We start from the raw sequence: 25,253 nt of genomic DNA on the forward strand, positions 1-25,253 counted from the left end.
ACTCGCGATTTTGCACGTCGCTACAGGGGGTACCCTTGCTTACGGCAGAATATGAAAGCCGAGCGAGGCGATATCCTTGGCAAAGCCGCGGACGGTGTCGAGCGAGACCTCGTACGGGTCGCGACCGATGTTCTTGCGCTTGGCCAGGATGCTGTTGGGTACCGTGATAATCTGGCAACCGCAGGCCTCGGCCTGGTAAATGTTGATGAGCTCGCGCGTGGACGCCCACAGGACCTCACAGTTGGGCTTGGCGGCGGCCTTCTTGACCGACTCCGTCATAAACGGAATGGGGTCGACGCCGGTGTCGGCGATGCGGCCGGCAAAGAGCGAGATGATGGACGGCGTCTCGGCGTCAACGGCCTCGACCATCTCATCGACCTGCGTAGGCGTAAAGATGGTGGTGACGTTGACCTTGATGCCGTCGGCCGAAAGCTTGCGCACCAGCTCGGCGGTGGACTCGCCCTCGGTGGTCACGCACGGAATCTTGACGTAGACGTTCTCGGCCCAGGTAGCGATCTCGCGCGCCTCGACCTCCATGGTCTCGACGTCGTCGGCAAAGACCTCAAACGAGACGGACACATCGGTGATATGGGCCAGGACCTCCTTGGCAAACGCGCGGTAATCCGTCACGCCGCCCTTCTTCATAAGGGACGGGTTGGTCGTGAAACCCTGAACGTTGCCGTTCTCGTACATGTCGAGCATGCCCTCGAGGTTTGCACCGTCAGCGAACACCTTGATTGCCATCTGCCTGATTCCTTTCGTTAGCATACGGCCGATAAACTGCTAAACACTTTACCTACGTTTATCAAGGCGTGAACTGCGGTTTTTTATCTTCTCGGCGAACGGTATAAACACCTCAGCGTTTGGATTGATAAATCGATTGAGCATGCAAAAACAAAGAGTCGCAGTTTGAGCAAACGTCAGAACGCGGGATTCATTAGATGAGGCCGAAATGCTGCATCGCTGTGACGGTGCCGTCGTGTGCGACATCATCAGTCACGTAGTCGGCGAGCGCCTTGACCTCGGGCATGGCGTTGCCCATGGCCACGGCCGTCTCGACAGCGGCGAGCATACCCAGATCGTTGCCGGAATCGCCAAAGCCAAAGGTGCGCGCGTTGCCGGTGCGACCCAGGTATTCCAGCGCTCGCGCCACGCCCACGCCCTTGTCAATGCCCTTGGGGCTCAGCTCGCGATTCTGACCACCGGTGTTGCACGGCTCAAACTCGCGATCGATAAAGCCGTCATCGTTGGCTACGCGAGCCAGGTAGCTCGCGACGATGCACACCTTGCCCACGCGCAGACGGCCGTCGACGCGCATTTCCTCGGTGCTGTGCACCACAGAAGTGCCGATCAGAGACGACTGCTCAACACCCGCGGGTTCCAGGGCAAAAGTAGCCACGTTGGTCTCGAAAAAGGCCTCAATCCCTGCCGCGGCCATACGGCGCGCAAGCTCCTCGATAACGTCCTCGTCAAAGCAGTCCTCATGCACCACGCGGCCCTCGACCTCGAGCGTCGCTCCCGCCATGGCAACGACACCCGCCGGGTTCAGCGCGCGCAGGCCATCGGCAATCAGCCACAAGGGACGACCCGTGCAGATAAATGCCTGGTGTCCCGCGTCGCGCAGACGATGAAACGCCTCAACGACCGCCTGCGAGGGGCGAACCGCCGAAAAGTCCTTGTCGGTCATGTTGTCGGGATCGAACGACGTCAGCGTGCCGTCCACGTCAAAAAAGAGCACGGCGGAATCGGGGCACGCATCAATCATATGGGTTCCTTTCGGGGGCGAGAGTAAACGAAGCATCCATCATATAATGGAGCGACGCAACCAGAGAGGTCACCCATGGAATTTTACGCAAGCTGCCCCGAGGGCTTTGAGTCCGCACTCGCCGATGAGCTTAAACGCCTCGGGCTTTCGCATGTTCGCCGGCTGAAGGGCCGCGCTACATTTGAGGGCGAGCTCGAAGAAGGCTACCGCGCCTGTCTGTGGTCGCGCCTGGCGAGCCGTGTGTTCGTGGTACTCGGGCGCTTTGAGGCGCAGGATGCCGATGAACTGTACGACAGCGTTTACGACATCGCCTGGGAGACCATCATCCGCCCCGGCGCCACCATCGCCATCACCGCCCGCGGCGTGACCGAGCAGCTGCGCAACACGCGCTTCTCGGCCCTGCGCGCCAAGGACGCGCTGTGCGACCGTCTGGCCGAGACCACGGGCCGTCGCGCCGACGTCGATGCCGCCGACCCCGATGTTCACCTACTGCTTTCGCTGCGCCAGCGCCGCGCGAGCATAAGCCTGGACCTTTCGGGCGACCCGCTGTTCAAGCGCCTGCCGCCCGCGGCGACCCGTGCCGGCGAGGGTGCGCACGTGTTGCGCCCCGACTACGCCGCCCTGGTGCTGGCGCAGGTCGGCTGGACCGCACTGTGCGAGCGCGAGCTGACGGCCGATGATTACGAGAACGAAGCCCTGCCCACGCTGATCGATGCCTCGTGCGCCGGCGGCGGCCTGTTGCTGGAAGCCGTGAACATTCTGTCCGACCGCGCCCCGGGCGCCACACGCGAGCGCTGGGGCTTCGAGGGCTGGCAGCTGCACGACGCCGCTCTGTGGGAGCAGCTGCTTGCCGAGGCGCGCGAACGCGAGGCGGCAGCACGCGAGCGCCAGGCACGCATCGTGGCCGTAGACATCGACCCCGCCGCCCGCAAGACCGCCGAGCGCATGGTCAAGAGCGCTGGCTACAAGCGTTTCGTCGACTTTTGTGCCGCCAAGCCCGCCACCGTGCTGGACCATGCGGGCGCCGTCGCCGGTGCCGCCGTGGTCGCAGACACCACCGAGACCCCGCTTTCGCTCATGCACGACGCCATGACGCTGGTCGGCGAGCTGCGCCGCGCGCCCGAGCTCGCTTCGGCACCGGTCGCCGCACTCACCCGCGATGGCCTTATGGCCCGCGCGCTCCATGCCGAGCCCGCGCGCTCCATCGCCGTCATGCCCAATAACGAGGAGGCGGCTATTGAGGTTTGGCCTTCGCTCGACCACGCCGCCGCAGCGTTTGAGGCTGCGACCAGTGCAGATGCCGAGGCCGAGGTTGCGGATGCCAACGAAGCCAACGACGAAGCCACCGCTTCCTCCATGCCCGAACCTACCGCCACGCTCGACTTGGGCGACGGCAAGCCGCTGCCCGTGCTCATCCCCGAGTCCGAGCAGTTCGCCAACCGCCTGCGCAAGAACGCACGCCTGCGCCGCAAGTGGGCCAAGCGCGAGGGCGTGAGCTGCTACCGCGTCTACGATGCCGACCTGCCCGATTACTCCGCCGCCATCGATCTGTACGAGGGCTGCCCGCAGACGCCGGGTCGCTGGCTCGTCATCGCCGAATACGCCGCGCCCAAGACCATCGACCCCGCACTGGCCCAGGCCCGTATGCTCGACATTCTGGCCATCGCGCCGCGCATCCTAGATGTTCCCGCCGAGCATGTGCACGCCAAGGCCCGCATGCGTTCGCGCGGCGGCTCGCAGTACGGCAAGCAGGGCGCCGGCAAGGGCGCATCGGGCGAGCGCGCCAATATCGCGCGTCGTCGCCTGCCGCTCATCGAAGAGGGCGGCCTCACCTTTGCCGTCAACTTTGACGACTACCTGGACGTCGGCATCTTCTTGGACCACCGCGTCACCCGCAACCTGGTGCGCGAGCACGCCAAGCAGGCGCGCCGCTTCCTCAATCTGTTTGCCTACACCGGCACTGCCACCTGCTACGCGGCCGATGGCGGCGTCGAGGAAACCGTGACGGTCGACCTCTCCAATACCTATCTGGACTGGGCCGAGCGCAACATGCGCCAGAACGGCTTTGTGGGGCCTCAGCATCATTTTGTGCGCGACGACGTGCTCGCCTGGATTCGCGACCAGCGCCAGACGCGCAACCGCTGGGACCTGATCTTTGTCGACCCGCCCACGTTCTCGAACTCCTCCAAGATGGGCCGCCGCACCTGGGATGTCCAGCGCGACCATGTTGAGCTTTTGGCTGGCGTATCGCGCCTGCTCGCGCAGGGCGGCCATGCCATCTTTAGCTGCAACCTGCGCGGCTTCCGCCCCGAAACGCGCAAGCTCGCCCGCGCGGGCGTGGTGCTGGAGGACATTACGGCGCAGACCATCCCCGAGGACTTCGCGCGCAACCAGAAGGTGCACCACTGCTACATCGTGCGCCGCCTGCCCATCGAGGACGCCATGGCCGAAGTCGGCTTTAGCGCCGAGGAAATTGCCGAGCGCGTCGAGGAACTACGCAACCCCGAGGCCCGCAAGCCTCGCGCAGCAGCACCCGCGCACGCGCAGGCCGGCGACCGCGGACCACACGGCGACGGCAAACCCGCCGGTGCAGGTAAGCCCAAAAAGAAGAAGTTCTACGCCAGCAAGCCCAAGGGCAAATAGCAAAAATGCGGTGGAATAGTTCCCAGACGGCCTCATCAAAGGCCAAAACGGGAACTATTCCACCGCAACTCGTAGTGGGATGGCGGACGCCGTCTATCCCTGGGTAACCAGCCGGTAGCCGATACCCACGTGCGTCTGGATATAACGCGGATGCGCGGGGTCGGACTCGATTTTCTTGCGCAGCGTACCCATAAAGACACGCAGGCTCGCCAGGTCGCTCTTGGTCGCCGTACCCCAAATCTCGTGCAGGATAAATTGGTGCGTCAGCACCTTGTCGGCGTTGTGTGCCAGCAGGCACAAGAGCTTGTACTCGATCGGCGTCAGATGCAGCTCCTCGCCATCCATCATGGCGATGCCAGCATCAAAATCGATATGCAGCTCACCGGTATTAAACGAGCCCTCGGAGGCAACGCCGCCCGTTTGCGCATACGAAAGGCGCCTGAGCGTGGTGCGGATGCGCGCAAGCAGTTCCTCGACCGAAAACGGCTTGGTCAGGTAGTCGTCGGCACCGGCATCGAGCGCTCGGATCTTGTCCGCGTCCTCGCTGCGCGCCGAGACCACGATGATCGGCATGCCCGACCACGCGCGCACCGACTCCACCACCTTGACGCCGTCCATATCGGGCAGGCCCAGATCGAGCAGCACAATGCTCGGCGCCTGCGACGAGGCGGCGGCGATGGCGGCATGGGCGGTCTCCACGGCCATATGGCGCAAGCCGTGCGCCTCGAGCGCGGCAACGATGAGGTTGCGAACGGCTGGATCGTCCTCAACGACCAAGATGAGCGGTTTCACGGCAGAGTTCGGCACGGTGCTACTCCTTATCAAACGAAACATCGGCGACGGGAAGCTCAATCGTAAAGACCGAGCCGTGCGGGTCCGCCGCGGCAACCCCTATGCTACCGCCATGCGCCAGCGCAATGGAGCGGCAAAGCGAAAGCCCCAGGCCCACACTGCGCCGGCTATCGGCCAAACCATGGTTGGCGGTGTAGAACGACTCAAAGATACGCTCGCGGTCCTCGGGAGCAATGCCCGGGCCGTCATCGGCCACCGAGCACGCCACGCGTCCATCGCCGGCGTCAATCGAGATCACGATATGCGAGCCTGCGGGCGTGTAGGTAATGGCATTGTTCACCAGGTTTACCACCAGCTGCACCATCAGGCGCGCATCGACATTGACGAGCGCCGGCTCATCGCTCGCCACCACCTTGAGGTCGTGCTCGCGCACGGCCGGATTTACATGGCGCAGCGCCTCCTCGACGATATCGTCCATAAGCTCGAGCGTGGTCGACAGATGCATGCCGCCGCCCTCGAGTTTGGTGATGGCGAGCAGGTTCTCGACGGTGGCGTTGAGCCACAGCGCATCCGAGCGAATGGATAGCAGCAGGCCGCGGCGCGTCTGGGCATCGAGCACCGCGGTGCCGGTCGAACCCTGATCGAGCAGCACGTCGGCATTACCCGAAATACTGGTAAGCGGCGTGCGCAGATCGTGCGAGATGGAGCGCAGCAGATTGGCGCGCAGCTGCTCGTTTTTGGCGAGCACCGCCGCCTCCTCGCGGGCCTCCATGGCGCGGGCGCGATCGAGTGCCAGCTCGCCTTCGCTCACGATGGCATCGGCAAGTGTCCGCTCCTCGTGCGTCAGCACGTCGGGCTCGGCAACGATAGCCAGCACGCCCACCACCGAGGCAGGATCGCCCGCGCGCACCATGGTGTCGCCCGAGCGCACGGTCAGGTAGATGCCGTAGAACGCCGAGCCGCCGTAGGTGGCATCGAGCGGCGTTCCCACATAGGCGGACGCCGAGAGCCGCGGCGGCATCTGCGGCGCCAGTTCATGCACCGGCGCGACATCGCCCACGGCCGTGTATGTCGCACGCGGCAGCAGGTCATCGCCCTCGGCGTCGGCGCTGTACCACACGACAGGACAGCCCGAAAGACGCGCCAGCTGCGTTGCCATAGCATGGACAATCTGCTGCTGATCGGCGCAGCGCTGCAGCATGCGGTTGGTCTCGAGCACCATCTGCGTGCGGCGGTCGCTGGCGGCGGCCTGCGCCAAGGCGCGGCGCAGGGCCAACGCAATCGAGCTCGACACGAGCGAGACCGCAAACATAATGAAGAACATGCCGGGATAGACGCGGTCGATAAACGACAGCGAGTAGCGCGGGTCGACAAACAGGAAGTTGTAGAGCGCCACGGCGGCAGCCGAACTCAGCAGGCAATACAGGCGGCTCCAGGTAAAGAATGCGCACAGCTGCACGGCGAACACATAAACGATCATGATGCTCGGCGCGAGACCAGGATGGTCGAGCAACGCGCCCACAATCGTCGCCGCGACCAGCAGCCCCGCCGACACGCAGACGTCATACAGAGGGCTGCGGCGCGTCAGCGTCGTGCGCCGCCACCAAAAGTTCTCGGCAATATCGCCGTCCGCACGGACGTCCATCAGCACCCCGCCCCTCTCTCAAAAACAAAAACCACCACAAAGGGACAGGCACCTTTGTGGTGGTTTCCCTTGTGGTGGTTCCAAGTGTATAGCCTTTGCAACCGGCGGTCGCTAGACAAACAGCACGTGCGCGAGCAGGGCACACACGCACACCGCTCCAAATACCAGTGCCACGATCGAAATTACGCGATCGGCCATATCCATGTTGGCACGATTCGTAAAGAACCGATCTTCGGCGGCGTCGACGCGCGCCTCACGCACCATTTCGACCACCGCCTCATGGCCATCGAGCGCCTTTGTATCCATGTTTACCTCCCCGGCCTCATGCTTGTCCATCGAAAACCAACTCCGTGCAACCTGTCGGCGCCTACGGACGCTCGTCGGGAGCCAGGCGCTGCATCTTGCTCACGGCCTTAAACTTGGTGAACAGCGGCACGTACTCAAAGCTCACGTTGGAGTTCTCCAGGCCGTACCAGCGCGCAGGCGTGCCGGCGGCGCGGCGGATGATGTACTTGAGCGTGATGGCCGTACGCTCGCTGGGCTCCACGTCGCTTTCGGGCGCCAGCAGCTTGCGGATCATGACGAACTTAAACGTACCGATGTTGCCCGGGTCCTTGTAGACCGAGTAGTCATGCGTCTGCGCCGGCAGCTCGCCGCTGGCAGCCAGGTCCTGAACAACCTGGCGCAGGTAAGCATTGACGCGCTGGTTGATCTTATAGCCCAGGTACAGATGCACGCGGAATACGTAGTCGGTGCCGAACGTCTCGACCGAGTAGGCAAAGGTATGCGGCTCCTCCATGGTCTCGACATTCACGAACCACCAGGCGCGAGCGCGCTTGGGGTGCTTATCCAAAATCGAGTAGACGATATCGCGGTCGATATAGTCGGTGTTGGTGTCCTTGGTCAGGTACACGATGTTGTCGCTCATGAGCTCGTAGCGATCGTCGTCGCGCAGGCGTTTGAGCTGCGGCAGATAGCTGCGCAGCGGCAGCAGCGTAAACTGACGTTGCTCGACCGCCGTGCCGTTGTACCAGCACACCATAATGCCCATGATGAGTGCAGCCATGAGGATGGTGAAGTAGCCGCCGTGGAAGAACTTGGTGAGCGAGCTCACAAAGAAGAAACCCTCGAGCAAAAGGAAGAAGGCGGCAAAGATCCACGGCGCGACCTTGAGATTGCGCTCCACGTGCAGATAGAAGAAGAGCAGCATTGTCGTGCACATCATGGTCAGGGTAATGGCCAGGCCGTACGCGGCCTCCATGTGCGCCGAGTTCTGGAACAGCAGCACCACGACGACGCAGCCCACGAGCATGACGTTGTTGACCATGGGGATGTAGAGCTGGCCCTTGGTCTCGGCAGGATAGAAGACCTGCATATGCGGCATGAGGTCCAGGCGGCTGGCCTCGGACACCAGCGAGAATGCGCCGGTGATGAGCGCCTGCGAGGCAATGATGGCCGCGACGGTGGAAAGGCCGACGGCAAAGGGGCGCAGACCCGGGGCGAGCATCTGGTAGAAGGGGTTGAGGTCGGCGATACCCATGAGCTCCGGGTTGCCGGCGTTGTTGATAAGCCACGCGCCCTGGCCCATGTAGGACAGCAGCAGGCAGCACTTAACGAACGGCCAGGTGGCATAGATGTTGCCGCGGCCCACATGGCCCATGTCGGAATAGAGCGCCTCGGCACCGGTGGTAGCGAGGAAGCAGCTGCCCAAAATCATGATGCCCGCATGGTTGTTGGGGCTCAGCAGAAAAGCGATGCCACGCAACGGGTTGAGGCATAGCAGCACCGCGGGATACTGGCAGACAAAGAACAGGCCCGTGCCGCCCAGGAACAAAAACCACAGCGTCATGATGGGGCCGAAGGCGTGACCGATCTTGGCCGTGCCGATGCGCTGCACCAAGAAGAGCGCGATGATGATGGCAAGCGTGATGGCGACGACACGACCCTGGTCGTCACCGAGCACGGCATGGACCGCCGGGATGGTGCGCAGGCCCTCGATGGCCGTGGTGACGGTAACGGCAGGCGTCAGGATGCCGTCGGCGAGGAGCGCCGCGCCGCCCAGCATGGCGGGGATGATGAGCCACTTGCCGCAGCGCTTGACCAGGCTGTACAGGGCAAAGATGCCGCCCTCGCCGTGGTTGTCGGCGCGCAGCGAGATCAGCACGTACTTGACGGTCGTCAGCAGCGTGACCGTCCACACGACAAGGGAGAGCGCGCCGAGCACGAACTCCTCCGTCACGCTTCCGATGCCGCCGTTGCCGGCAACGAGCGCCTTAGTTACATACATAGGGCTGGTGCCGATATCGCCGTACACCACGCCCAGCGTGACGAGCATCGCCGAGATGCTCACAGGAATCGCAGCGTGCGAAGCTGCCTCCTTGGCCTTTTGTTCCATAAGCCGGTTTCCTCCCAATTTTAACGTTCGACGGGATTATATGTAATCAGCCCATATTTTAATGGCACCGTTTTCCCAGCTAGATAAACATTTATGCGGCCTTTAGGCCACCGCGGCGATATGGAATGTGACAAAGGGACGCCCCCTTTGTCACATTCGTCATTTTCCGAGCCAGTTTTTGAACCACCACTCCATAGAGCGGCTCATCTCGGCCATAAAGGGGCTCGTGTGCTTACGGGTGTAGATGTCGATGACGCGGTCGCCCACCTCGCGGGCGTGCGGGCGAAACATCGCATCCATCTCGGCCACCTGCGCATCCATCGTCGCGGCGTCGGCGCGACAATAACGCTCCTCGTGCACCAGGTTCACCACGGGATGCGCGATTGCCGGGCGCTCCTTACGGGGCGTGCCGATGATGAGCATCGACAGCGGCATGGTATAGGCAGGCAAGTCCAGCAGTGCGGCAACTTCCTCGGCGTTCTCGACGATATCGCCGATATAGCAGCTCCCCAGCCCCAGAGATTCGGCGGCAACCACGGCGTTTTGCGCGGCGATCACGGCGTCCTGCGCCGCGATGGCAAAGTCACCCAGACCCGGTGCACGACGGGGCGCCTTGCCCGTGCGCTCGACAAACTCGGGCTCAAAGCAACCCGCGTGCTCAAACAGATCGATCCACTTGGCATAATCGACCACAAATATGAGTGCCCAGGGCGCCTTGGCGATCATGGGCTGGTGATCGCACAGGTCGGCCAGACGGTCCAGCGTAGCCTGCTCGCGAATGCTCACGATGGAATACATCATCATAGCGCCTGCCGACGGCGCGCGACTCGCCGCATGCAAAATCGCCGCTCGCTGCTCGTCGGTCACCGCCACGGGACGGCCGTCGTCATCGCGCGCAAAAGCGCGCGTGGACGAGCGGTGCTCCAAAATGTCCAGTACCGCGTTGCCCGTAGTCTCGACCGGATAGCCGTACGTATCCACGCCCGCAGCTCCGTCGCCGCCCATGTCCGCCTCGCAAACCTGCTCGCTCATCGCCCTACCCTCGCCATTTCTTTAAGAAGCCTTTACGTTTCCGTGTAATTCCCGTCCATTATCGCGCAGGTCGCCACTACATTGCGTCACACCGCCACACGCGCGCGTTAATATGGCTGGTTGTTGTGCGCAGCCACCAATCGCTGCGCATATCTTGGTAACAATCGGGTAAATCCCCGCTTTCGTAGGTTTTAGTTTGTGAGGAGTCTCAGCATGTTCGCTGCCGCCATCTCGCTCGTCGGTCTTGCGGCGACCGTCTACCTTGTCTTGCGCGAGGCCAAGGCCATTTGCGCAAAGTCGGGCACCGTTGCCAAAAGCGCTCTTGGGTGGAGCGTCGCCTTCGGCCTGTTCCAGGTCTTTTTGACTATTTGGGGCGCCGTGGGCCTCGTCGCTCAAAACGAGCCGCTCGCCTTTGTGATGCTCATCCTGACCAACGCCATCCTCACCGGCTGCGCTTGGGCCAGCATCGCCCGCGACCGCATCGCCCCGCGCGTCTTTGCGTTCGCCTCGGCCGACGCTCCCGCCCCCACTGGCAAGCTCGCCCGCCTGCGCGGCGCCTTTGTGGGCAAACCGCTCGTCGCCGCCGTCCTGTGTCTGCTGCTCGCCGGCGTCTTTGCGCTGCTGGGCATGGAGGTCTCGTCCAACCACGACTTTACCTGGGTCTACCCCCTGTGCATCCTGCTCGAGTGGGCCATCATCACCGTGCTCATGACCGGCTTGTTCTTCCTATTCCAGCGCCACGGCGCAGCTCCCGCGGTCCTGGCCTTTGCCCTCTTTGTCCTGGGCATTGCCGAGTTCTTCGTCATCACGTTTAAATCCATGCCCATCCAGCCGGGCGACCTTTCGGCCATCTCCACCGCCGCCGCGGTCGCCGGCAACGGCTACACCTTCTCCATCTCGCTGTTCTGCGTGCTGTCCATGGGCTTTACCGCCATCGCCATGCTGCTATGCGAGTACGCCGGCCTGGTGGCACCGCACCGTCAGAAGGGCGCCGCCAACGCCAAGCGCATGCTGCTCACCAACCTGCTCGTGGCAGTGCTGTGCCTGGGCGGCGTGACCGCGCATGTCACGCTCATCGACTATTACAACACTCTCGGCATCACCGTCTACACCTGGCGCCCGCTCGAGAGCTACTGGCGCGAGGGCTATCTGCCTGCCTTTATTAGTGCAGCACAGTCCATCAAGCCGCCCAAACCCGCCGACTACTCCGTTGACGATGCCAAGGCCACGCTCAAAAAGTACGCCAAGGCCTACGACAAGTCCGACGCGGCCAAGAGCGACGAGCGCGCCGCCGCCCAGGAGCAGTTCGATAGCGAGAAGCCCACGGTCATCGCCATCATGAACGAGACCTTCTCGGACCTGTCGATCTATCAGAACATGCGCGCCGGCTACGAGGGCCCGCAGTACTTTAAGAACCTGTCCAACTGTCTCAGCCGCGGCAAGCTCTATGTGAGCGCCTACGGCGGCGGCACCGCCAATACCGAGTTTGAGTTTATGACCGGCAACTCCATGGCCAACCTGGGCTCAGGCGTGTACCCCTACACCATCTACAACATGGAAACGACTGGGAACCTGGCAGAGCAGTTCAAGTCGCTCGGATATTCCACCACGGCCATGCACCCCAACCACGCGACCAACTGGAACCGCGAGAACGTCTACAAGGACTTTGGCTTTGACCAGTTCCTGTCCATCAACGATTTCCAGGGCGCCGATACCCTGCGCGGCATGGTGACCGACCAGGCGACCTACGACAAGATTCTTGAGCTGCTCGACCAGAACGCCGATCCGCAGTTTATTTTCGACGTGACCATGCAGAACCACTCGGGCTACGACACGGGCCTGCTGCCGGTCGACAAGCAGATGCACCTGAACATCGACACGACCGACCTGGACGCCAAGACCGTCGAGGACGGCACGCTCTCCGATGTCGACGAGTATGTCTCGTGCATCGAACAGTCCGACCAGGCGCTGCGCTACTTCCTCAACGCCCTGAGCAAGCTCGACCGTAAGGTGGTCGTGGTGTTCTGGGGCGACCACCAACCGTTCTTCCCGTCCAAGTTCAACGATAAGTGGTTTACCGGCGAGGACGACGCCACCCACCAGGAGCGCTTGTGGCAGACCGACTACATCATTTGGGCTAACTACGACGTTGCCGGTTGTGACCAGACGAGCGAGGTCGACGACCTGTCCACCAACTACCTGTCCACCCAGCTCATGCAGCTGATCGGCGCACCGCTGACCGACTACCAGAAGGCGCACATGACGCTGCGCGAGTCGCTGCCCGCCATCAACTCGGTGGGCTACGAGGACGCCAGCCTGCGCTGGGCGCTCTCCTCCAACGTCACCGGCGACGACGCCGTTGCCGCAGCCGCCACCAAGGCACGCGAGGATTACGCCAAGATGCAATACTACGAGATGTTCCGCGACGGCAAGAACGTGTACACCGAGCACTTCCAGACCGAGGCCAACGAGACCGACCCCAACCTGGCGCCGGGTACGACCAAGATTAAGTAGCTGCTAGCTGCTGAGCCACAACTGAAACGTCTGTCCAGGCGGAGGCATATAAGGTTCCCTGCTCGGACAGTCCTGCGCAAGACGAAGGCCACATTAAGTGGCCTTCTTTGCGTGCGGAACTCGCGATGAACCTTATATGCCTCCGTCCGGACAGACGCCTTGTTGTTGGAGCGCGGCTTGTCATGGGGGTATCCGCTGAACATATATAAGTTGAAGGCCACATTAAGTGGCCTTCTTTGTATTCGGAAAGTGTGTCCCGGAATCTGCCTTCGGAATGGGACGCAGTTTCCGCTTGAGGGCCTGTTGGGAAAGCGCATCCCACTTCAAGAGTAAATTCCGGGTCGCACTTTCCGCTAAGGCTCTCAACCGGAAAGTGCATCCCATTCCAAGCCTTAATTCCGGGACATAGTTTCCGGACAAGACATCAACCGGAAAGTGGGGACCACTCTGAGCGCCGATTCTGGGACACACTTTCCGAAACACCGCCCATCCGGAAAGCCCGTCCCGCTCTGAATACATCCGGGCATGGAATATCCGCTTATTAGGCCTTCCGTCAATAAAGGGGCGCCCTCCCGAGCGGCGGGCTCGAAGTTCATCGCGAGTTCCGCACGCAAAGAAGGCCACTTAATGTGGCCTTCGTCTTGCGCAGGACTGTAGAGCAGGGAACTTCGTGCCCGCCGCCCGGGAGGGCGTTGCGTTTAGAAGATGAACCTAGCGCTTATCCCTCCGGGACAAAAGAAGTGCGGCTATAAATGCGATGATTGCAAGTGTCAGCAACACCAAAAGCAACGTGAGCGTGTTGTCGCCCGTTGCCGCCAGACCAAGCAAGCCGAGCTTCTTGCTGTCAGCAGACTGCACGGAAATCTTCTCGCCATCGTCCTCGGCGGTAATCTCCCAGCGAATGGTCTTGTTTGCGTCGGCAACCTCGTTGCCCACCGATGTCGGAACGTTTAGCTGCAAATTAAGCACCGTGCGGCCATCGCTCGTAAACGTGGCGATTTGCGTGGGATAAGCGAACGCGCTGCCCGGTGTTCCTGTCTGGAGCCAACCTGCAGAGCCATCGCCCGCCGACGCCGTTAGGGTAATGGGCGACAGCAGGCGTGCCGTCTCGTGATCGACAACGGCACGCACAAACACGCGCACCTGGGACTTTACGCCCGTGGCACGAATCTCTATCTGCTGATCACGCACATCGCCAGGCATCAGATCTTTAAAGGCCAAAAACAGATCGGGCTCCCCCGAGGAGTCCGTCGCCCCCGAGACCGTCAGCTGACGCGCATTTCCGTCATAGGCAATCGCGGGAGTATCGGCAAACGCACGGGCGGGAACAGCGAGCGCGACCACGCAGAAAATGGCCGCGACCATGCAACGCAAGGAGCGCGCAACACCTTTACGAATCGGGAACGCCATACTTACGCACCTCCATGCGGCGGCACCAGCACGTCATTCTCGACCGAGCAACCCCATGCGTCGTGCACGGCCTCATCGGGCGTCGCCTGGACCGCCTGAGTGGAGATATCCACGACAAGATTGCGACCTTCGGTTGCCTTGAGCTCGGTAACCCTATTAATGAGCACGCCGGTTTCCGCGCCGGGAGCGACGGGCGACGTCCAGTAATAGAACCCGTCGCTCGCCTTAACCCAGTTATAAGCCGAGTTCGCGCCCGAGGCATCAGCCACGCTCCACGCAATCTCGTAATCCGCCTCACCCTTCGGCTCCTCCTTCGGCTCATCCCACAGGCGTGCGCCATCCTGGTCCTGCCAGTAGATATCCACTGCAGCACGAATATAGGCGGGCGCGGTACCCGTGTTCTTCGCCTTGACATCGCTTTTCACTTTGCCGTTGAGCGTTTCCTGAACCGATGGCGTCACCGACCCGATGCCGAACTGGTTGACCAGCACGCCCGTAACCGAAAGCCAGGCCAACGTGCCTGCCGTACCGGCCAGGAGGATAACCCCCACCAGCAAGGCGATGATGCGCTTGCGCTTGGACATGCTAATCCTCCTTCTTTGCTACGTTGCCGTTGCTCCAAACGTTATGGGCACGCTTGCTGCCGTCGATCCATTTGTCGTTCACACGCGTGTTCGTGCAGGTGAACGTGGCATCGTTCGCGCTCGATGCAGCGGAGATAGTCGCCTGCGCCTTATCGCCCGGCTGCTTGCCAGGGACGCCGATTTTGTTGCTGTAGCGCCATGCCCACGCTGAGTCCTCCTCGACGGTGTAGATACCCGCCGGGACCGCAAGCTCGATAGCGCCGGAGTACCAGGCGGAACCGTCCTTCAGCTGCGCATCCGATGACACCGTTACCTCAACCGTGCGCTCCTCCAAGGCGTTGCCGTCCATGCCGGCCCGGGAAACCTTGAAGCGGAACGTCTTGCCCTTCGCCCAGCTATCCTGGGTTTGCTTGACGATCTTGAGCGTATGCGTAGCGGCGAAATCGAACACCGCATTGCCATCGCTCTGAGTGCCGTCGCCCGTGAGCTTGTAGTCCAAACGATTCGTCAGCTCAAACGAGCCCTCGCCTGAACCCGAACTGTAAAGCGAGACATACTTCCCGTTGACAGGCGCAGGAGTCTGGCCAGGAAGACCATAGCCCACGCGGTCAACGTGCACCGTCAGTTGCGTGCCCATGAAGGGCTTTGCAAAGCAAGCCTTGAACGGCGCCTTATCGCTCTTGTCATCTATCGTGTTCGCGGCATTGGGATCAAGCAACCACTTGAGCTGCCCGGTCACATTCTTAGGGCTCGCATCGTCCGATGTGTCGTTAGCGACGACCCTATACGTCACCGGATACAAATCCATGTTGGCTGTAACCGGTTTACCCTTGAAGTCGCTCCACGCCACAGCTTTGTCGCCATTAACCCACTGCCACTCCAAGAACAACTCCTTCAAGCTGCTATCCGCTCGCTCGCCCAGGAATGCGACGATTGCGGAGTAGGCTTCGGGATCGTAGGCCACTTCCTTTGGCTCCATGACGGGTTCACCCTTGTCGTCATAGACCGGGTTGCCGTTCTCGTACATCTTGGGCACCTTAACTGTCTGAACAAAGCCGGCATTGCCATCCTGGCCACGCAGAACACTCGTATCGTTCGGGTCTACCGTAGCGGTGTAGATGACGTTGCCTTCGGTGTCGTGATAGCGCACTTTAAGCGGCGTCTTCTTGTACACCGCAGTGTAGGTCACGCTCTCAAAGGGCTCGCTGCCCTCGAGGGGATACTTCTCATCGTCAGTCATCAGGGTGTACTGCCCGTCATTGACATAATCGCGCGACCAGCCGACAAAGTCGTACTTGGTGCCGTCAATGCCCACAACCTCCTTGACAGCCTTGACCTCAAGAGAGATCTGGTCGCCGGAATCAGTACGGCCGAGACCGCGGACAAGAGCAGGATTCGCGAGATTTAAGTCGATGTTCGATTGAACGGTAACCAGGCTGGGACGGTAGACCGGGTACAGCTCCATGGGGGCCCTGACCACGGTAGAAGCACTCACCATGCGGATACCCTCCGACCAAGCGACATAGCCCTTGACAGGTGCCGGCTTGGCTTCCGTCCAGCCCACGAAGGCGTTGAACGCACCTCCTGTATCCCTATCGATAGCGCTGACGTCATAAGTGGGCTTCGGGATGCCGCCATCAAGGTTGCCGAGCATATCGCCTTGCTGAGCAACTTTGCCGTCAACATCTTTGGCATTGAGATGGTACACGACCGCCAACGGCGAATAGTACGCCACAAATGTATAGGCCCCGCCGGGTTCCACCTGATGGGAATACGAGTTATCGCCGTTAGGTTCGATCTCTTCAACTTCGCCATTCGGAAGCTCGATCTCAACCTTCTGCAACTTATACAGCTCACCGCCTGCTTTATAAACCGGAGTCGTGACGTCAGGGGTCACCGTTGCCGTAGCAGGGTCGGTGCCCGCGTTGATAACGGGATCGATGTCGTACCTAGGCACATTGACCTTGTCCGTGCCCTTAAAACCGGCGCGATACAGGTTGGTGGTGTACCTAACATCGTACTTCGCGTACACCGGATAGGCATCCTGCCACTGGGTGACCTTAAAATCTGGTTTCACCAGATACGGTTCGGCCTTATCCGGGTCAGAAGTGGTGAAGGAATCGCCGGCGACGTCGTAGATATAGTTCCAGACGGCAGAATCCTTCTGGACCTCGGCAGTCGAAATCCAGCCCAAGAACTTATAACCCGGCACCGCCATCTCCGCATCGGTCGGAGAAGACTCAAGGGTCAAGGGGCTTTCATAAGAACCAGTTAGCCCGTCCTGCGGCTTTCCTTTTGCCTCAACCGAGGTGTTCACATGCGGGTAGTAATACGTGAACGTCGGATCCGCCCCGTTCACCTTGGCCTGCAGCAAGTTACTCTCATAGCGCCGCGTGGCAGTCCTCACGACATTATCGCCCTTGTTGTAGAAATTAACGTCCGTGGTAATCATCGCGCGAACGTAGTACTTCTTATCTGTACGCACCATGCTCTCGATGGGATTTTTCACATATGTCCAATATTCACCATCGCGCTCAAGCGTCCAGAAATTCAGGCGATAGCGATCATTCACCGGTTTGACCGTTACGTTCAGCGAAGCCGAAGTCCAAGTATCGCTTAGCGTTGCAGCGCCTGGAAAATCGGTATCGGCATAGAGGTTTTTTAGAGTATCGGCTCCCGTATCGTTTTTAACGTTGTGCGAGTACGCGTTAAGGGGACTCACGACAAGTGTTTCCTTCGTGAAGCGTGTGCCACACGTTTCATAACTATCCTTTATACCGTGGTCAACATGCTCCGGGCCCCAGTGGACGACGTTTTCACGCACGAAGGTACTACCGACGTTTTCCTCAAAGGGCGTTTGATAGCGATTCCAAACGGAACAAAGTAGCTTGCTGTCCGTAAACTCATGGTTGGTATAAGCCCGAACGTAATAATCCACTCGGTACTCAAAGCGGGCGATGTAGGTATGCGGCGCGGTTAAATCGACATCGGCGGGGAGCGTATAGCTGGGATCGCGGCTTACGCGCACCTCGAGCGGGGCATCCTCGGTTCCCTTGTTTTCATACCAACCCAAGAAGCGATAGCCGTCGGGCAGGGTGCCGTCCTTGGATATAGCATTGCCGGATACATCGAGCACCTGCACGGTATACGCGCTTGTGCCATCTTCTGCAGTCCCAACCTTAACGTAAGTTTTGCCCACGCCTTCGCGCTTAGTTTTATCATCCGGGTCGTGGCCTTCAAACTCCGTCAGGATGTTCGACACGTAGTCGCTGTACACGGGATAGAAATCGGTAGGCCCGACCACGGTGATCTCGCTACCCGCAGGATAGAATGCTCCCTTGTTTTTCAGATCAGCCAGCTGAGTAGAGGTGATGGCGGCATAGGCACCGTTCTTCCCGGCCTCGTTGCTAGGCTGCGAGGTCCAGCCGATAAACGTTGCGCTGTCGGAAAGCCCCTCGCGGTCTGCAGGAGCCGTAGGCGTCACATCCACACCGTAGCGATACCAATCAACTGACTTGTCGTGCGCATCACCGGTTTTCCAATCAAGCGTCTCACCCTTAACGTTATAGAACAGCACCTGCGCCTCGTATGAAGCGATAAAGAGGTCGTTACCCTTGAAGCCGAATTTTTCATCGACGCCGCTTCCGTTGTCGGCGGTGTAGGTCGAAGCCTTATCGTGGGCCGTGTTCTCCTCGACGCGCTTGTCAGCAGCGACAGCAGCAGCATCGGTCTTGCCGTCAAACCAGCTGTTGTCTTGTCCAATTCGGTTCACACGCACGTCGGGCTCGCGGAACCAGCCCATAAAGCGGTAGCCGTCGTTCGCCTTACTCAGCCCCTCAGGCTTTGCGGAGGTATCCTGCCTAAACGTCACCGATGTATCGCCCTGGGCCAAGCCCTGAGCCGTTCCCGCCAGCACGGCGCTCACGGCAAAGGCGTACGGATCCGAGGTCTTCTGTTCAATTCCAAGTTTGGTCGCCTCGATGGTCGCGGTGCCCGCGCCGGGAAAATCAATCGTCGCCTTAACGCTCTGGCCATGCACGGGAATATTCAGCGTGTAATCCATCGCCCACTCATTGGGGTGCTGGCCACCCAGGGCATCGTCGTTGTCGGTCGAGCGCATGGTGCCGGCACAGAAATCGTAGTCGTGCTCTTCCCACAGCTCGCGCGTGGTGTAGCGCTCGTCATCCCATGGACCATAGCCATCACCCTTGGTGGTGCCGTCGCCGCCAAACGAGGGGATTTTCTTTTTGGCAGGGGTGCCCTGGCTGCTGCCTTTTAGGCTCACACTCGGCTTAAAGTAGCATTCGGTAACCGTGGCGTCACCCTTGTTGGCGCGCGCAGCAATACCGCCCAGGTTCACATCGTTTTGAATGATAGGGATCACGGCGATGGGATTGTACTGACGCGAGCTCAAGTCACCCGCAAAATGGCTTCGAACGAGCTCGTTGCCCTTTTCGGTTAGAATACGACCCGCCAAGCCACCCGTCCACGCACGCGTCACGGCGACGACGCCCACGTACGACGCGGCATAGCTGTAGCACTGCGCCGTCGAGAAGCAGTCGATAATCTTGGCGTTACCCGCCATGCAGCCCACAAAACCCGAGGCGTACACGTTGTTGCCGCCCAGAGCGCCAACAGCCACGTCGTACTTATTGGTAACGTCGGTCATGCCGTTCTTGGCAACCGAGCCGTCTCCGTTGCGCGTAGGCGTAACGCGGCAGTACTCAATCGTCGAATTTGTAACGTAACCGGCAAACGCCGCCATATACAGACCCTCACCGCCGAGCGCCTGCACGCCCGAGGTCGTATTGTTGACGGCACGGCCGCCACGGACCTCGCAGTTGTAGAGGGTGCAGCCGTCGAGCTCGCCGGCGATAAGACCGCCCTCAAAGCCTGCGTTGGTAATGAGGTTGAGAGCATTGTTGGCGCAGGTCACGTGCAGCGTGCTCTCCATGACCATAACGTTTTCGAAGCGCGTTTTGACGGCCTTGCCCACGATAATGCCACCGCGGAAGTCCGCCCACACGTTGGCGTCCTTGACCAGGAAGTTTTTGATGGTGGCACCGTTGGTCTCGGCAAAAAATCCCGTATCGCGCTCGGGGTCAAAAGTGTCTTTATCGTAGCTCAGGCCCTCAACGGTGTGGTTTTGACCATCGAACACGCCCTTAAACGGATGCTCCTTGTTGCCAAACGACAGATGCTTAACGGTGTGCGAGACAATGGTCTTCATGTCGTCATCATTAAGCACGATATCGTTATCGAGATAAACGCGCCAGCCGGACGTATCGCGCTCACGCGAAAGCGCCACGTACACCAAAAAGTCGTTCGCGTTTTTGATGTGGTATTCGTTTGTGTTCTCGGGCACGTCCTCGGCATGCACCACCGTTGGCAGCGCCATAACGCAGCAAAGGGCAATCGCCGCGACGGCAACTAGCCTGCTAAGCACGCCCCGGTTCATGTTCTTGATCTTCATAGGCTAGTTCGCCTCCGGCCAGCCCGCGACGTCAAGCACGTCGAGGACGGTATCGCTTGCCTGCTGGTTTTTGGCCTGCACGGCCTGAACATCGATATCGAGCCTGAATGAGCCGCCGCGCACGGCATCGTGGTAGTCGCCCACAAAGCGCAGCGAGTCCATGAGGCTTTCCGTCATGGCGCCGGGGTCGAGCGTGCCGCCACGCCCGGCCAATCCGCGGTAGTAGTACCACCCATCGCCGCCATCGATCCACGGGGACCCCTCGCCCGCGTTCACATGAAACGCAACGCTGCCCGAAGCATCCGCGCTCGAACCGTCGGGCGCCACCGACGTCATGTGCAGACGCGCGCGAACGTACTCAGGCTGCGTGCCGACGTTCTCCACGCGCACAATGCGGCTGATGTCAGAACCCCCGGCCTTGGTGTCGGGATAGTCCCCGTGCTCGTTGGGCTCAAACGGAATCTCCTCGCCCTGCTCGTTGAGGGTGTATTCGCAGACTCGTACCTTCACGCTGCCAAACGATAGAACGTTGTTCGCCGGAACCATATCAACGGTAAAAGCCAGCGTGCCGCACAGGCACGCCAGGGCCAACAGCGCCATCGCGGCAAGCGCCAAGGTGCGTTTCTGATTGTCGGAAAGATTGTTGAGCATTACGTTCGCCAATCGTCGAAAAAAAGGGGACCGAGATCCCGGCCCGAAAATGGGGATGGGGAGCGGGCCGGGATCTCGGTGGGGAGGGATTAAGCCTGAGCCTGTTTCTTGGCCCAAGCCTTGGCCTGCTTAAGGGCATTGGCGGCAGCGCTGGTCTCTTCGCCCTTCTGGCCGTCGCCGAAGATGTAGGCGGAAACGACAATCTTAGGCTCAATCTTCTTGCCCGTACCGTCCTGGCCCGAGACAACATCCTTGCTCGTCATTTCGCTGGGAATCATAACCTTGTTAAAGAGCTCGTCGGTGTAGACATCCTGAGTAGCGTCAGCTTTCAGGACTGCAGGGCCGTTCAAGGCGTTCTTTGCATACATGAACAGACCGCTCACATACTTGCCATCAGCGTTCTGACTGGTCTCCCCTTCGACCGCCTTCCAATTGGAACCGAGCTCAAAGCACGGAGTCTTGGCATAGGGCGCGTTATCGTTGACCACAGCGTTCTTCACATAGATGAACACATAAGCGTCGTCGGAACCCTTCCCAATGCCAACATTCGGGTTCTTATCCATCGAGGAACCAGGGACCATCTTGTGGTCTTCGTCCTTATTCCACTTGGTCTCGAACAGATAAGCTTTGTCGACGTTATCCTGCTTACCAGGCTTGGTGGGTTCATTCTCATCAGGCTTCTTCTCGGGAGTCTCAAATTTGCCGATCGTAAACACGTTCTCCAGCGACTGATCAGCCGACAGCCATGCATAGGTGCCCACACCGGCAGCCAGCACCAACAGCAGCAGGGCGGCAATGATGCCGTAGCGCTTTTTCTTCTTGTTTTCCATCGTTCTCTTCCTTTCGAGAATCGTTTTCCCCGGCAACGGCCCCTACCGCCGCCGACGCTTTTCCCTGCCGCTATGAACGCCGCTCCCTCGCATGCACGCGGGTATGCTTGCCCGCAGGCTCGTCGGGAACCATCCGATCGAGCACTATCGACGCCGCGATCAGCAGCGTCAGAACGGCCACCACAACAAGCAAACCGGGCATCGTCGTGCAATATGCGTTGACGAAGCCCAGGTAAGGGACACAAAAAGAAACAGTGCCGATAACACTCGAAAAAGGCGTCTGCTCGGCATCGTGCATGATGCTTCCGTCTGCATTTTTGTTCGCAATTCCCTGCGTGCCGATCATCTGCGCCACAGGGTCGATCTGATACACCTGGTGCGTCACCACGGTGCCGTCCGATCGGTAAAAGGTTGCATTGTCGCCCACGGCAATATCCGTTGGCTCAACCTGGCGGACAAACACCATGGAGCCAACGGGAAGCTCGGGTTCCATAGAGCCCGAAAGCACAGCAAAAGGCGTGTATCCAAATGCGCGAGGAACAAAAGAAACGACGGCAAGGGCTATGACAAGCGCGAACGCCAAGCTACTCAAAAGTGCAATAAATCGTTTGAGTCTACGCGCCGTCAAAGTGATAATTCATCCCCCTTGAGGACCTATTCGACCCATCCAAAGGTCAGCAAGTTTCAACAGGAACCGCAAGGCGCTTGAAAAGTGAGTCCGAAATAAGCCAATTTGGAATCTTTTCCTAATAAGAACATAGCGATGTGCTACACATTTTTCAATGTTTTGTCGCTAAATGCTACCTATTTTGACGTAAGTGGTCATTTATCCCCAAATTGGTCTGTTTTATCCAATATCTGTGACTAACCCCCTACGTAACTTCCCCATAGAGGAATAGATTTTTTGCGGAACTAAAATAATGGTACCCCCCCCCCACATTAAAACAAATTGCTGGAAGTGCCATTTATTTCCGCCCCCTTTTACTGAAGTTTTATGACAGCCTCATGTAGCTCGCAGCCCATAACCCTCTGAAAACCGTGTCCCAGAATTCGCTTGCGAAATGGGATGCGGTTTCCGCTTGTGGCCCCGTTGGGAAGCCACATCCCGCTTCGATCACAAATTCCGGGTCGCTCTTTCCGCCAAGGCCCTCAACCGGAAACTACATCCCATTTCTCAGCCGAATACTGGGATGCATTTTCCACAGAGTCCCTCAACCGGAAACGGCATCCCATTCCAAAGGCAAATTCCGGGACGCAGCTTCCACAACCCCGTGTTAAGAAAAAAGCCTCGAGAATCTCGAGGCTTTCACGTTTGTACGATTGAACGCGCGGCACCGCAAGCGGCGAAGTTATTCGCCCAAAACGGCCTTTTTTGCGGCTGCAGCCATGTTATCCAGGTCTTCCTTGGTGGGATGGTCCTTCGCGGCAACCCAGTTGTCGAGCAGCATCTTAAATCGGACGTTTTCGGAATCTTGCTCGAGCATGGCCTCGTAGCGCTGCTTGACCGCGGGGCCCATCTTGCCCTGGCACATCGCCCAGCCCGCAAGCTCGGCATCCCCAGCCAAATTGGAAGTTACGCGATCAATAATCTGCTGGTAATAGCTCTGGTCGGCCCCAAAGCCGCAGGTGCCAAACAGAAAGACGCGCTTGCCGTGCAAGGCGGAGAGCAACGCCGCGACCGAAGGCGTGCACGCGCCCTTGTCGCACCAAAAACCGACGAGCACTGTGTCGGCCGTGCAGGCGCCCTGCGCCTCGAGCGCAACCTGATCTGCATCCGCATCGTCGCTCAACGCCGCGGCATGGACAAACTCAACACCCGCAGCCTGCAGAGCGCGCTTGATCGCGCCCGAAACCATCCTGGTATTACCGCTCTTGCTGTTAACCACCAAAGAGCACGTCATAGTCACGTTGCCTCGTTTCCCCCAAAACTAAAGCCACTAATGCAATTTATTAGATGAATATCTTAGTACTAACGTGACAGATGTAAACCACCGTCTGTCGATTGGCGACGCAGACGACATCTTTGGACAGATTTCGAACAGTATGTACTTCGGATTGAAACCGCCACAGAACGTTTCACGAATGGCCGAAAAACTGTTTCACAAAACGCCGTCAAATTGTTTCACATAATATCGTCAATTTGTTTCACGGAATACCATCAAATTGTGTCATGGTTTTTCATCAAAATGTTTTACGCGCTGGTAAGATGCTATAAAACAAAATGTTTCTTTGAATGGCGGGAAGTACGATGACTAGGTATATGAGTAGATGTATCGATCGCTCAATCGAACGCGATCTTGGCATTTTTGGTGCCGTGCTCATTCAGGGACCGAAGTGGTGCGGAAAGACGACTACGGCCCAGCGATTCGCTGAATCATCGTTGTCTCTCTCCGACCCTGCCGGAGACTTTGCCGCACTGCAGCTTGCCAGGATCGACCCAGCTCAAGCAATAGTCGGCGCAACGCCGAGACTCATCGATGAGTGGCAGGAAGAGCCAAAACTGTGGGACGCAATACGTTTCGAATGCGATCGTCGGACCGGTGAGCCAGGGCAGTTTTTGCTTACGGGGTCAGCAACACCAAACGAAGCCGACCAACCGATGCACAGCGGCATCGGGCGCATATCACGTTTGCGCATGGAAACAATGACTCTGGCCGAACTCGGGGTTTCCTCAGGGGCGGTCTCGCTCGAAACGCTGCTTAACGGATGCCCCATCAAAGCGGCACTTGGATCCATCAACGGCATCGCCGATATCGCCGATTTGCTATGCCGTGGTGGTTGGCCTCAGGCGGTTGGCAAGACGACTGCCGATGCAATGCGTATATCCGCTGCCTACATCGACGGTGTCTGCGAATCGGATGTTTCGAGGGTTGACGGCGTGAAGCGTGACCCAGAGAAAGTCAGGGCTCTTCTGTCTTCGCTTGCGCGCAACGAATCCACTCTTGCCGGCGAAAAGTCTCTTGAGAAAGACCTCGGCGGTGAGGTATCGAGAAGTACGCTGCGGCGCTATACGGATGCCTTGCGCAGAATACACATCATCGATGATATCCCGGCTTGGCATCCGGCGCTCAGGTCTCCGGTAAAGCTGCGGCAAAGTGCAAAAAGGCACCTCGCCGACCCTTCGCTTGCCGTCGCACTGCTCGGAGCAAATCCGGAGTCATTGGCATCCGACCCGAAGACGCTGGGACTGCTCTTCGAATCCCTCGTCCTGCACGACCTTAAGGTCTATGCAGCCGCAAATGACTCATCGGTGTCCCACTACCATGACGCCGACGATCTCGAGGTCGATGCCGTTATACACAGGCGCGATGGAACTTGGATTGCCGTGGAAATTAAACTCGGAAGTCCGCAGATCCCCGAGGCATCTGCAAACCTGCTTCGACTCGAGCGCAAACTTGTCGAGCGTGGCGAGAGACCACCCGCGGCCAAGCTCATCGTCATCGGGTTCGGCATGCCAGCCCATACAACGCCCGAGGGCATTATCGTTGCCCCCGTTGACACACTCGCGCCCTAGCGCTG

17 protein-coding genes are annotated in these 25,253 nt (G+C 59.5%); 3 read left to right on the forward strand and 14 right to left on the reverse strand.

Features of this window, described 5'->3' with window-relative positions:
* Window positions 1–39 precede the first annotated feature (39 nt).
* Both DWY51_RS07545 and DWY51_RS07550 read right to left on the reverse strand, forming a co-directional pair.
* Window positions 40–744, reverse strand: a complete 705-nt coding sequence (locus tag DWY51_RS07545) for a transaldolase (RefSeq protein WP_233504658.1) — start codon at window positions 742–744, stop codon at window positions 40–42.
* Between the two features lie 193 nt (window positions 745–937).
* Window positions 938–1,765: an HAD-IIB family hydrolase gene (locus tag DWY51_RS07550; RefSeq protein WP_158556927.1), complete on the reverse strand. Its 828-nt coding sequence runs from the start codon at window positions 1,763–1,765 to the stop codon at window positions 938–940.
* Window positions 1,766–1,840: 75 nt separating this feature from the next.
* Here DWY51_RS07550 and rlmKL point away from each other — a divergent pair, with 75 nt between their 5' ends.
* A complete protein-coding gene (gene rlmKL, locus DWY51_RS07555; RefSeq protein WP_117770405.1) occupies window positions 1,841–4,408 on the forward strand; it encodes a bifunctional 23S rRNA (guanine(2069)-N(7))-methyltransferase RlmK/23S rRNA (guanine(2445)-N(2))-methyltransferase RlmL in 2,568 nt (855 codons plus the stop codon).
* A gap of 93 nt (window positions 4,409–4,501) precedes the next feature.
* Here the strand turns inward: rlmKL and DWY51_RS07560 are convergent, their stop codons facing one another.
* The 5 genes from DWY51_RS07560 to DWY51_RS07580 form a co-directional block, all read right to left on the reverse strand.
* Window positions 4,502–5,215 (reverse strand): response regulator, encoded by a 714-nt coding sequence (locus DWY51_RS07560; protein ID WP_199586771.1) that lies wholly within the window; start codon window positions 5,213–5,215, stop codon window positions 4,502–4,504.
* Window positions 5,216–5,219: 4 nt separating this feature from the next.
* Window positions 5,220–6,845: an ATP-binding protein gene (locus DWY51_RS07565; protein ID WP_117770407.1), complete on the reverse strand. Its 1,626-nt coding sequence runs from the start codon at window positions 6,843–6,845 to the stop codon at window positions 5,220–5,222.
* A 111-nt stretch (window positions 6,846–6,956) separates the two neighbouring features.
* A complete protein-coding gene (locus DWY51_RS07570) occupies window positions 6,957–7,151 on the reverse strand; it encodes a hypothetical protein (protein WP_147333367.1) in 195 nt (64 codons plus the stop codon).
* Window positions 7,152–7,212: 61 nt separating this feature from the next.
* Window positions 7,213–9,240, reverse strand: a complete 2,028-nt coding sequence (locus DWY51_RS07575; protein ID WP_117770409.1) for a KUP/HAK/KT family potassium transporter — start codon at window positions 9,238–9,240, stop codon at window positions 7,213–7,215.
* Between the two features lie 159 nt (window positions 9,241–9,399).
* Entirely contained in the window at window positions 9,400–10,272 is an 873-nt protein-coding gene (locus DWY51_RS07580; protein ID WP_117770410.1) for a nitroreductase family protein, read from the reverse strand.
* A gap of 213 nt (window positions 10,273–10,485) precedes the next feature.
* On the opposite strand from DWY51_RS07580, the gene DWY51_RS07585 reads away from it, so the two are divergent.
* A complete protein-coding gene (locus tag DWY51_RS07585) occupies window positions 10,486–12,786 on the forward strand; it encodes an LTA synthase family protein (RefSeq protein WP_117770411.1) in 2,301 nt (766 codons plus the stop codon).
* Window positions 12,787–13,497: 711 nt separating this feature from the next.
* On the opposite strand, the gene DWY51_RS07590 is transcribed toward DWY51_RS07585, so the two are convergent.
* From DWY51_RS07590 to bilS, 7 genes are all read right to left on the reverse strand, one after another.
* Window positions 13,498–14,196 (reverse strand): hypothetical protein, encoded by a 699-nt coding sequence (locus tag DWY51_RS07590; protein WP_117770412.1) that lies wholly within the window; start codon window positions 14,194–14,196, stop codon window positions 13,498–13,500.
* Window positions 14,197–14,198: 2 nt separating this feature from the next.
* A complete protein-coding gene (locus tag DWY51_RS07595) occupies window positions 14,199–14,780 on the reverse strand; it encodes a hypothetical protein (RefSeq protein ID WP_117640426.1) in 582 nt (193 codons plus the stop codon).
* A gap of 1 nt (window position 14,781) precedes the next feature.
* Window positions 14,782–20,253 carry a hypothetical protein gene (locus tag DWY51_RS07600; protein WP_117770413.1) on the reverse strand — a complete coding sequence of 1,824 codons (5,472 nt, stop codon included), beginning with the start codon at window positions 20,251–20,253 and terminating at the stop codon, window positions 14,782–14,784.
* 3 nt (window positions 20,254–20,256) lie between these two features.
* Window positions 20,257–20,904, reverse strand: coding sequence for a hypothetical protein (locus tag DWY51_RS07605; protein WP_117770414.1), 648 nt, complete (start codon window positions 20,902–20,904; stop codon window positions 20,257–20,259).
* Window positions 20,905–20,993: 89 nt separating this feature from the next.
* The gene (locus DWY51_RS07610) at window positions 20,994–21,734 is read right to left on the reverse strand and encodes a SipW-dependent-type signal peptide-containing protein (protein ID WP_117770415.1); all 741 of its coding nucleotides are present in this window, start codon (window positions 21,732–21,734) and stop codon (window positions 20,994–20,996) included.
* A 70-nt stretch (window positions 21,735–21,804) separates the two neighbouring features.
* Window positions 21,805–22,362, reverse strand: a complete 558-nt coding sequence (locus DWY51_RS07615; protein ID WP_158556928.1) for a signal peptidase I — start codon at window positions 22,360–22,362, stop codon at window positions 21,805–21,807.
* A 721-nt stretch (window positions 22,363–23,083) separates the two neighbouring features.
* Window positions 23,084–23,635, reverse strand: a complete 552-nt coding sequence (bilS, locus tag DWY51_RS07620) for a flavodoxin family protein BilS (RefSeq protein WP_117770417.1) — start codon at window positions 23,633–23,635, stop codon at window positions 23,084–23,086.
* 347 nt (window positions 23,636–23,982) lie between these two features.
* Between bilS and DWY51_RS07625 the strand changes: the two genes are divergently transcribed.
* Window positions 23,983–25,248 carry an ATP-binding protein gene (locus DWY51_RS07625; RefSeq protein WP_158556929.1) on the forward strand — a complete coding sequence of 422 codons (1,266 nt, stop codon included), beginning with the start codon at window positions 23,983–23,985 and terminating at the stop codon, window positions 25,246–25,248.
* Window positions 25,249–25,253 lie beyond the last annotated feature (5 nt).

The organism is Collinsella sp. AF25-2LB, assembly GCF_003458415.1.
In the GTDB taxonomy this organism is placed as follows: Bacteria; Actinomycetota; Coriobacteriia; order Coriobacteriales; family Coriobacteriaceae; genus Collinsella.

What these genes read in the sequence shown, in the direction of transcription:
- rlmKL (WP_117770405.1), top strand. Translation starts at nt 1,841, where the DNA reads ATGGAATTTTACGCAAGCTGCCCCGAGGGCTTTGAGTCCGCACTCGCC.
- bilS (WP_117770417.1), bottom strand. Translation starts at nt 23,635, where the DNA reads ATGACGTGCTCTTTGGTGGTTAACAGCAAGAGCGGTAATACCAGGATG.
- DWY51_RS07585 (WP_117770411.1), top strand. Translation starts at nt 10,486, where the DNA reads ATGTTCGCTGCCGCCATCTCGCTCGTCGGTCTTGCGGCGACCGTCTAC.
- DWY51_RS07605 (WP_117770414.1), bottom strand. Translation starts at nt 20,904, where the DNA reads ATGCTCAACAATCTTTCCGACAATCAGAAACGCACCTTGGCGCTTGCC.
- DWY51_RS07550 (WP_158556927.1), bottom strand. Translation starts at nt 1,765, where the DNA reads ATGATTGATGCGTGCCCCGATTCCGCCGTGCTCTTTTTTGACGTGGAC.
- DWY51_RS07565 (WP_117770407.1), bottom strand. Translation starts at nt 6,845, where the DNA reads ATGGACGTCCGTGCGGACGGCGATATTGCCGAGAACTTTTGGTGGCGG.
- DWY51_RS07580 (WP_117770410.1), bottom strand. Translation starts at nt 10,272, where the DNA reads ATGAGCGAGCAGGTTTGCGAGGCGGACATGGGCGGCGACGGAGCTGCG.
- DWY51_RS07600 (WP_117770413.1), bottom strand. Translation starts at nt 20,253, where the DNA reads ATGAAGATCAAGAACATGAACCGGGGCGTGCTTAGCAGGCTAGTTGCC.
- DWY51_RS07545 (WP_233504658.1), bottom strand. Translation starts at nt 744, where the DNA reads ATGGCAATCAAGGTGTTCGCTGACGGTGCAAACCTCGAGGGCATGCTC.
- DWY51_RS07590 (WP_117770412.1), bottom strand. Translation starts at nt 14,196, where the DNA reads ATGGCGTTCCCGATTCGTAAAGGTGTTGCGCGCTCCTTGCGTTGCATG.
- DWY51_RS07575 (WP_117770409.1), bottom strand. Translation starts at nt 9,240, where the DNA reads ATGGAACAAAAGGCCAAGGAGGCAGCTTCGCACGCTGCGATTCCTGTG.
- DWY51_RS07595 (WP_117640426.1), bottom strand. Translation starts at nt 14,780, where the DNA reads ATGTCCAAGCGCAAGCGCATCATCGCCTTGCTGGTGGGGGTTATCCTC.
- DWY51_RS07625 (WP_158556929.1), top strand. Translation starts at nt 23,983, where the DNA reads ATGACTAGGTATATGAGTAGATGTATCGATCGCTCAATCGAACGCGAT.
- DWY51_RS07570 (WP_147333367.1), bottom strand. Translation starts at nt 7,151, where the DNA reads ATGGATACAAAGGCGCTCGATGGCCATGAGGCGGTGGTCGAAATGGTG.
- DWY51_RS07610 (WP_117770415.1), bottom strand. Translation starts at nt 21,734, where the DNA reads ATGGAAAACAAGAAGAAAAAGCGCTACGGCATCATTGCCGCCCTGCTG.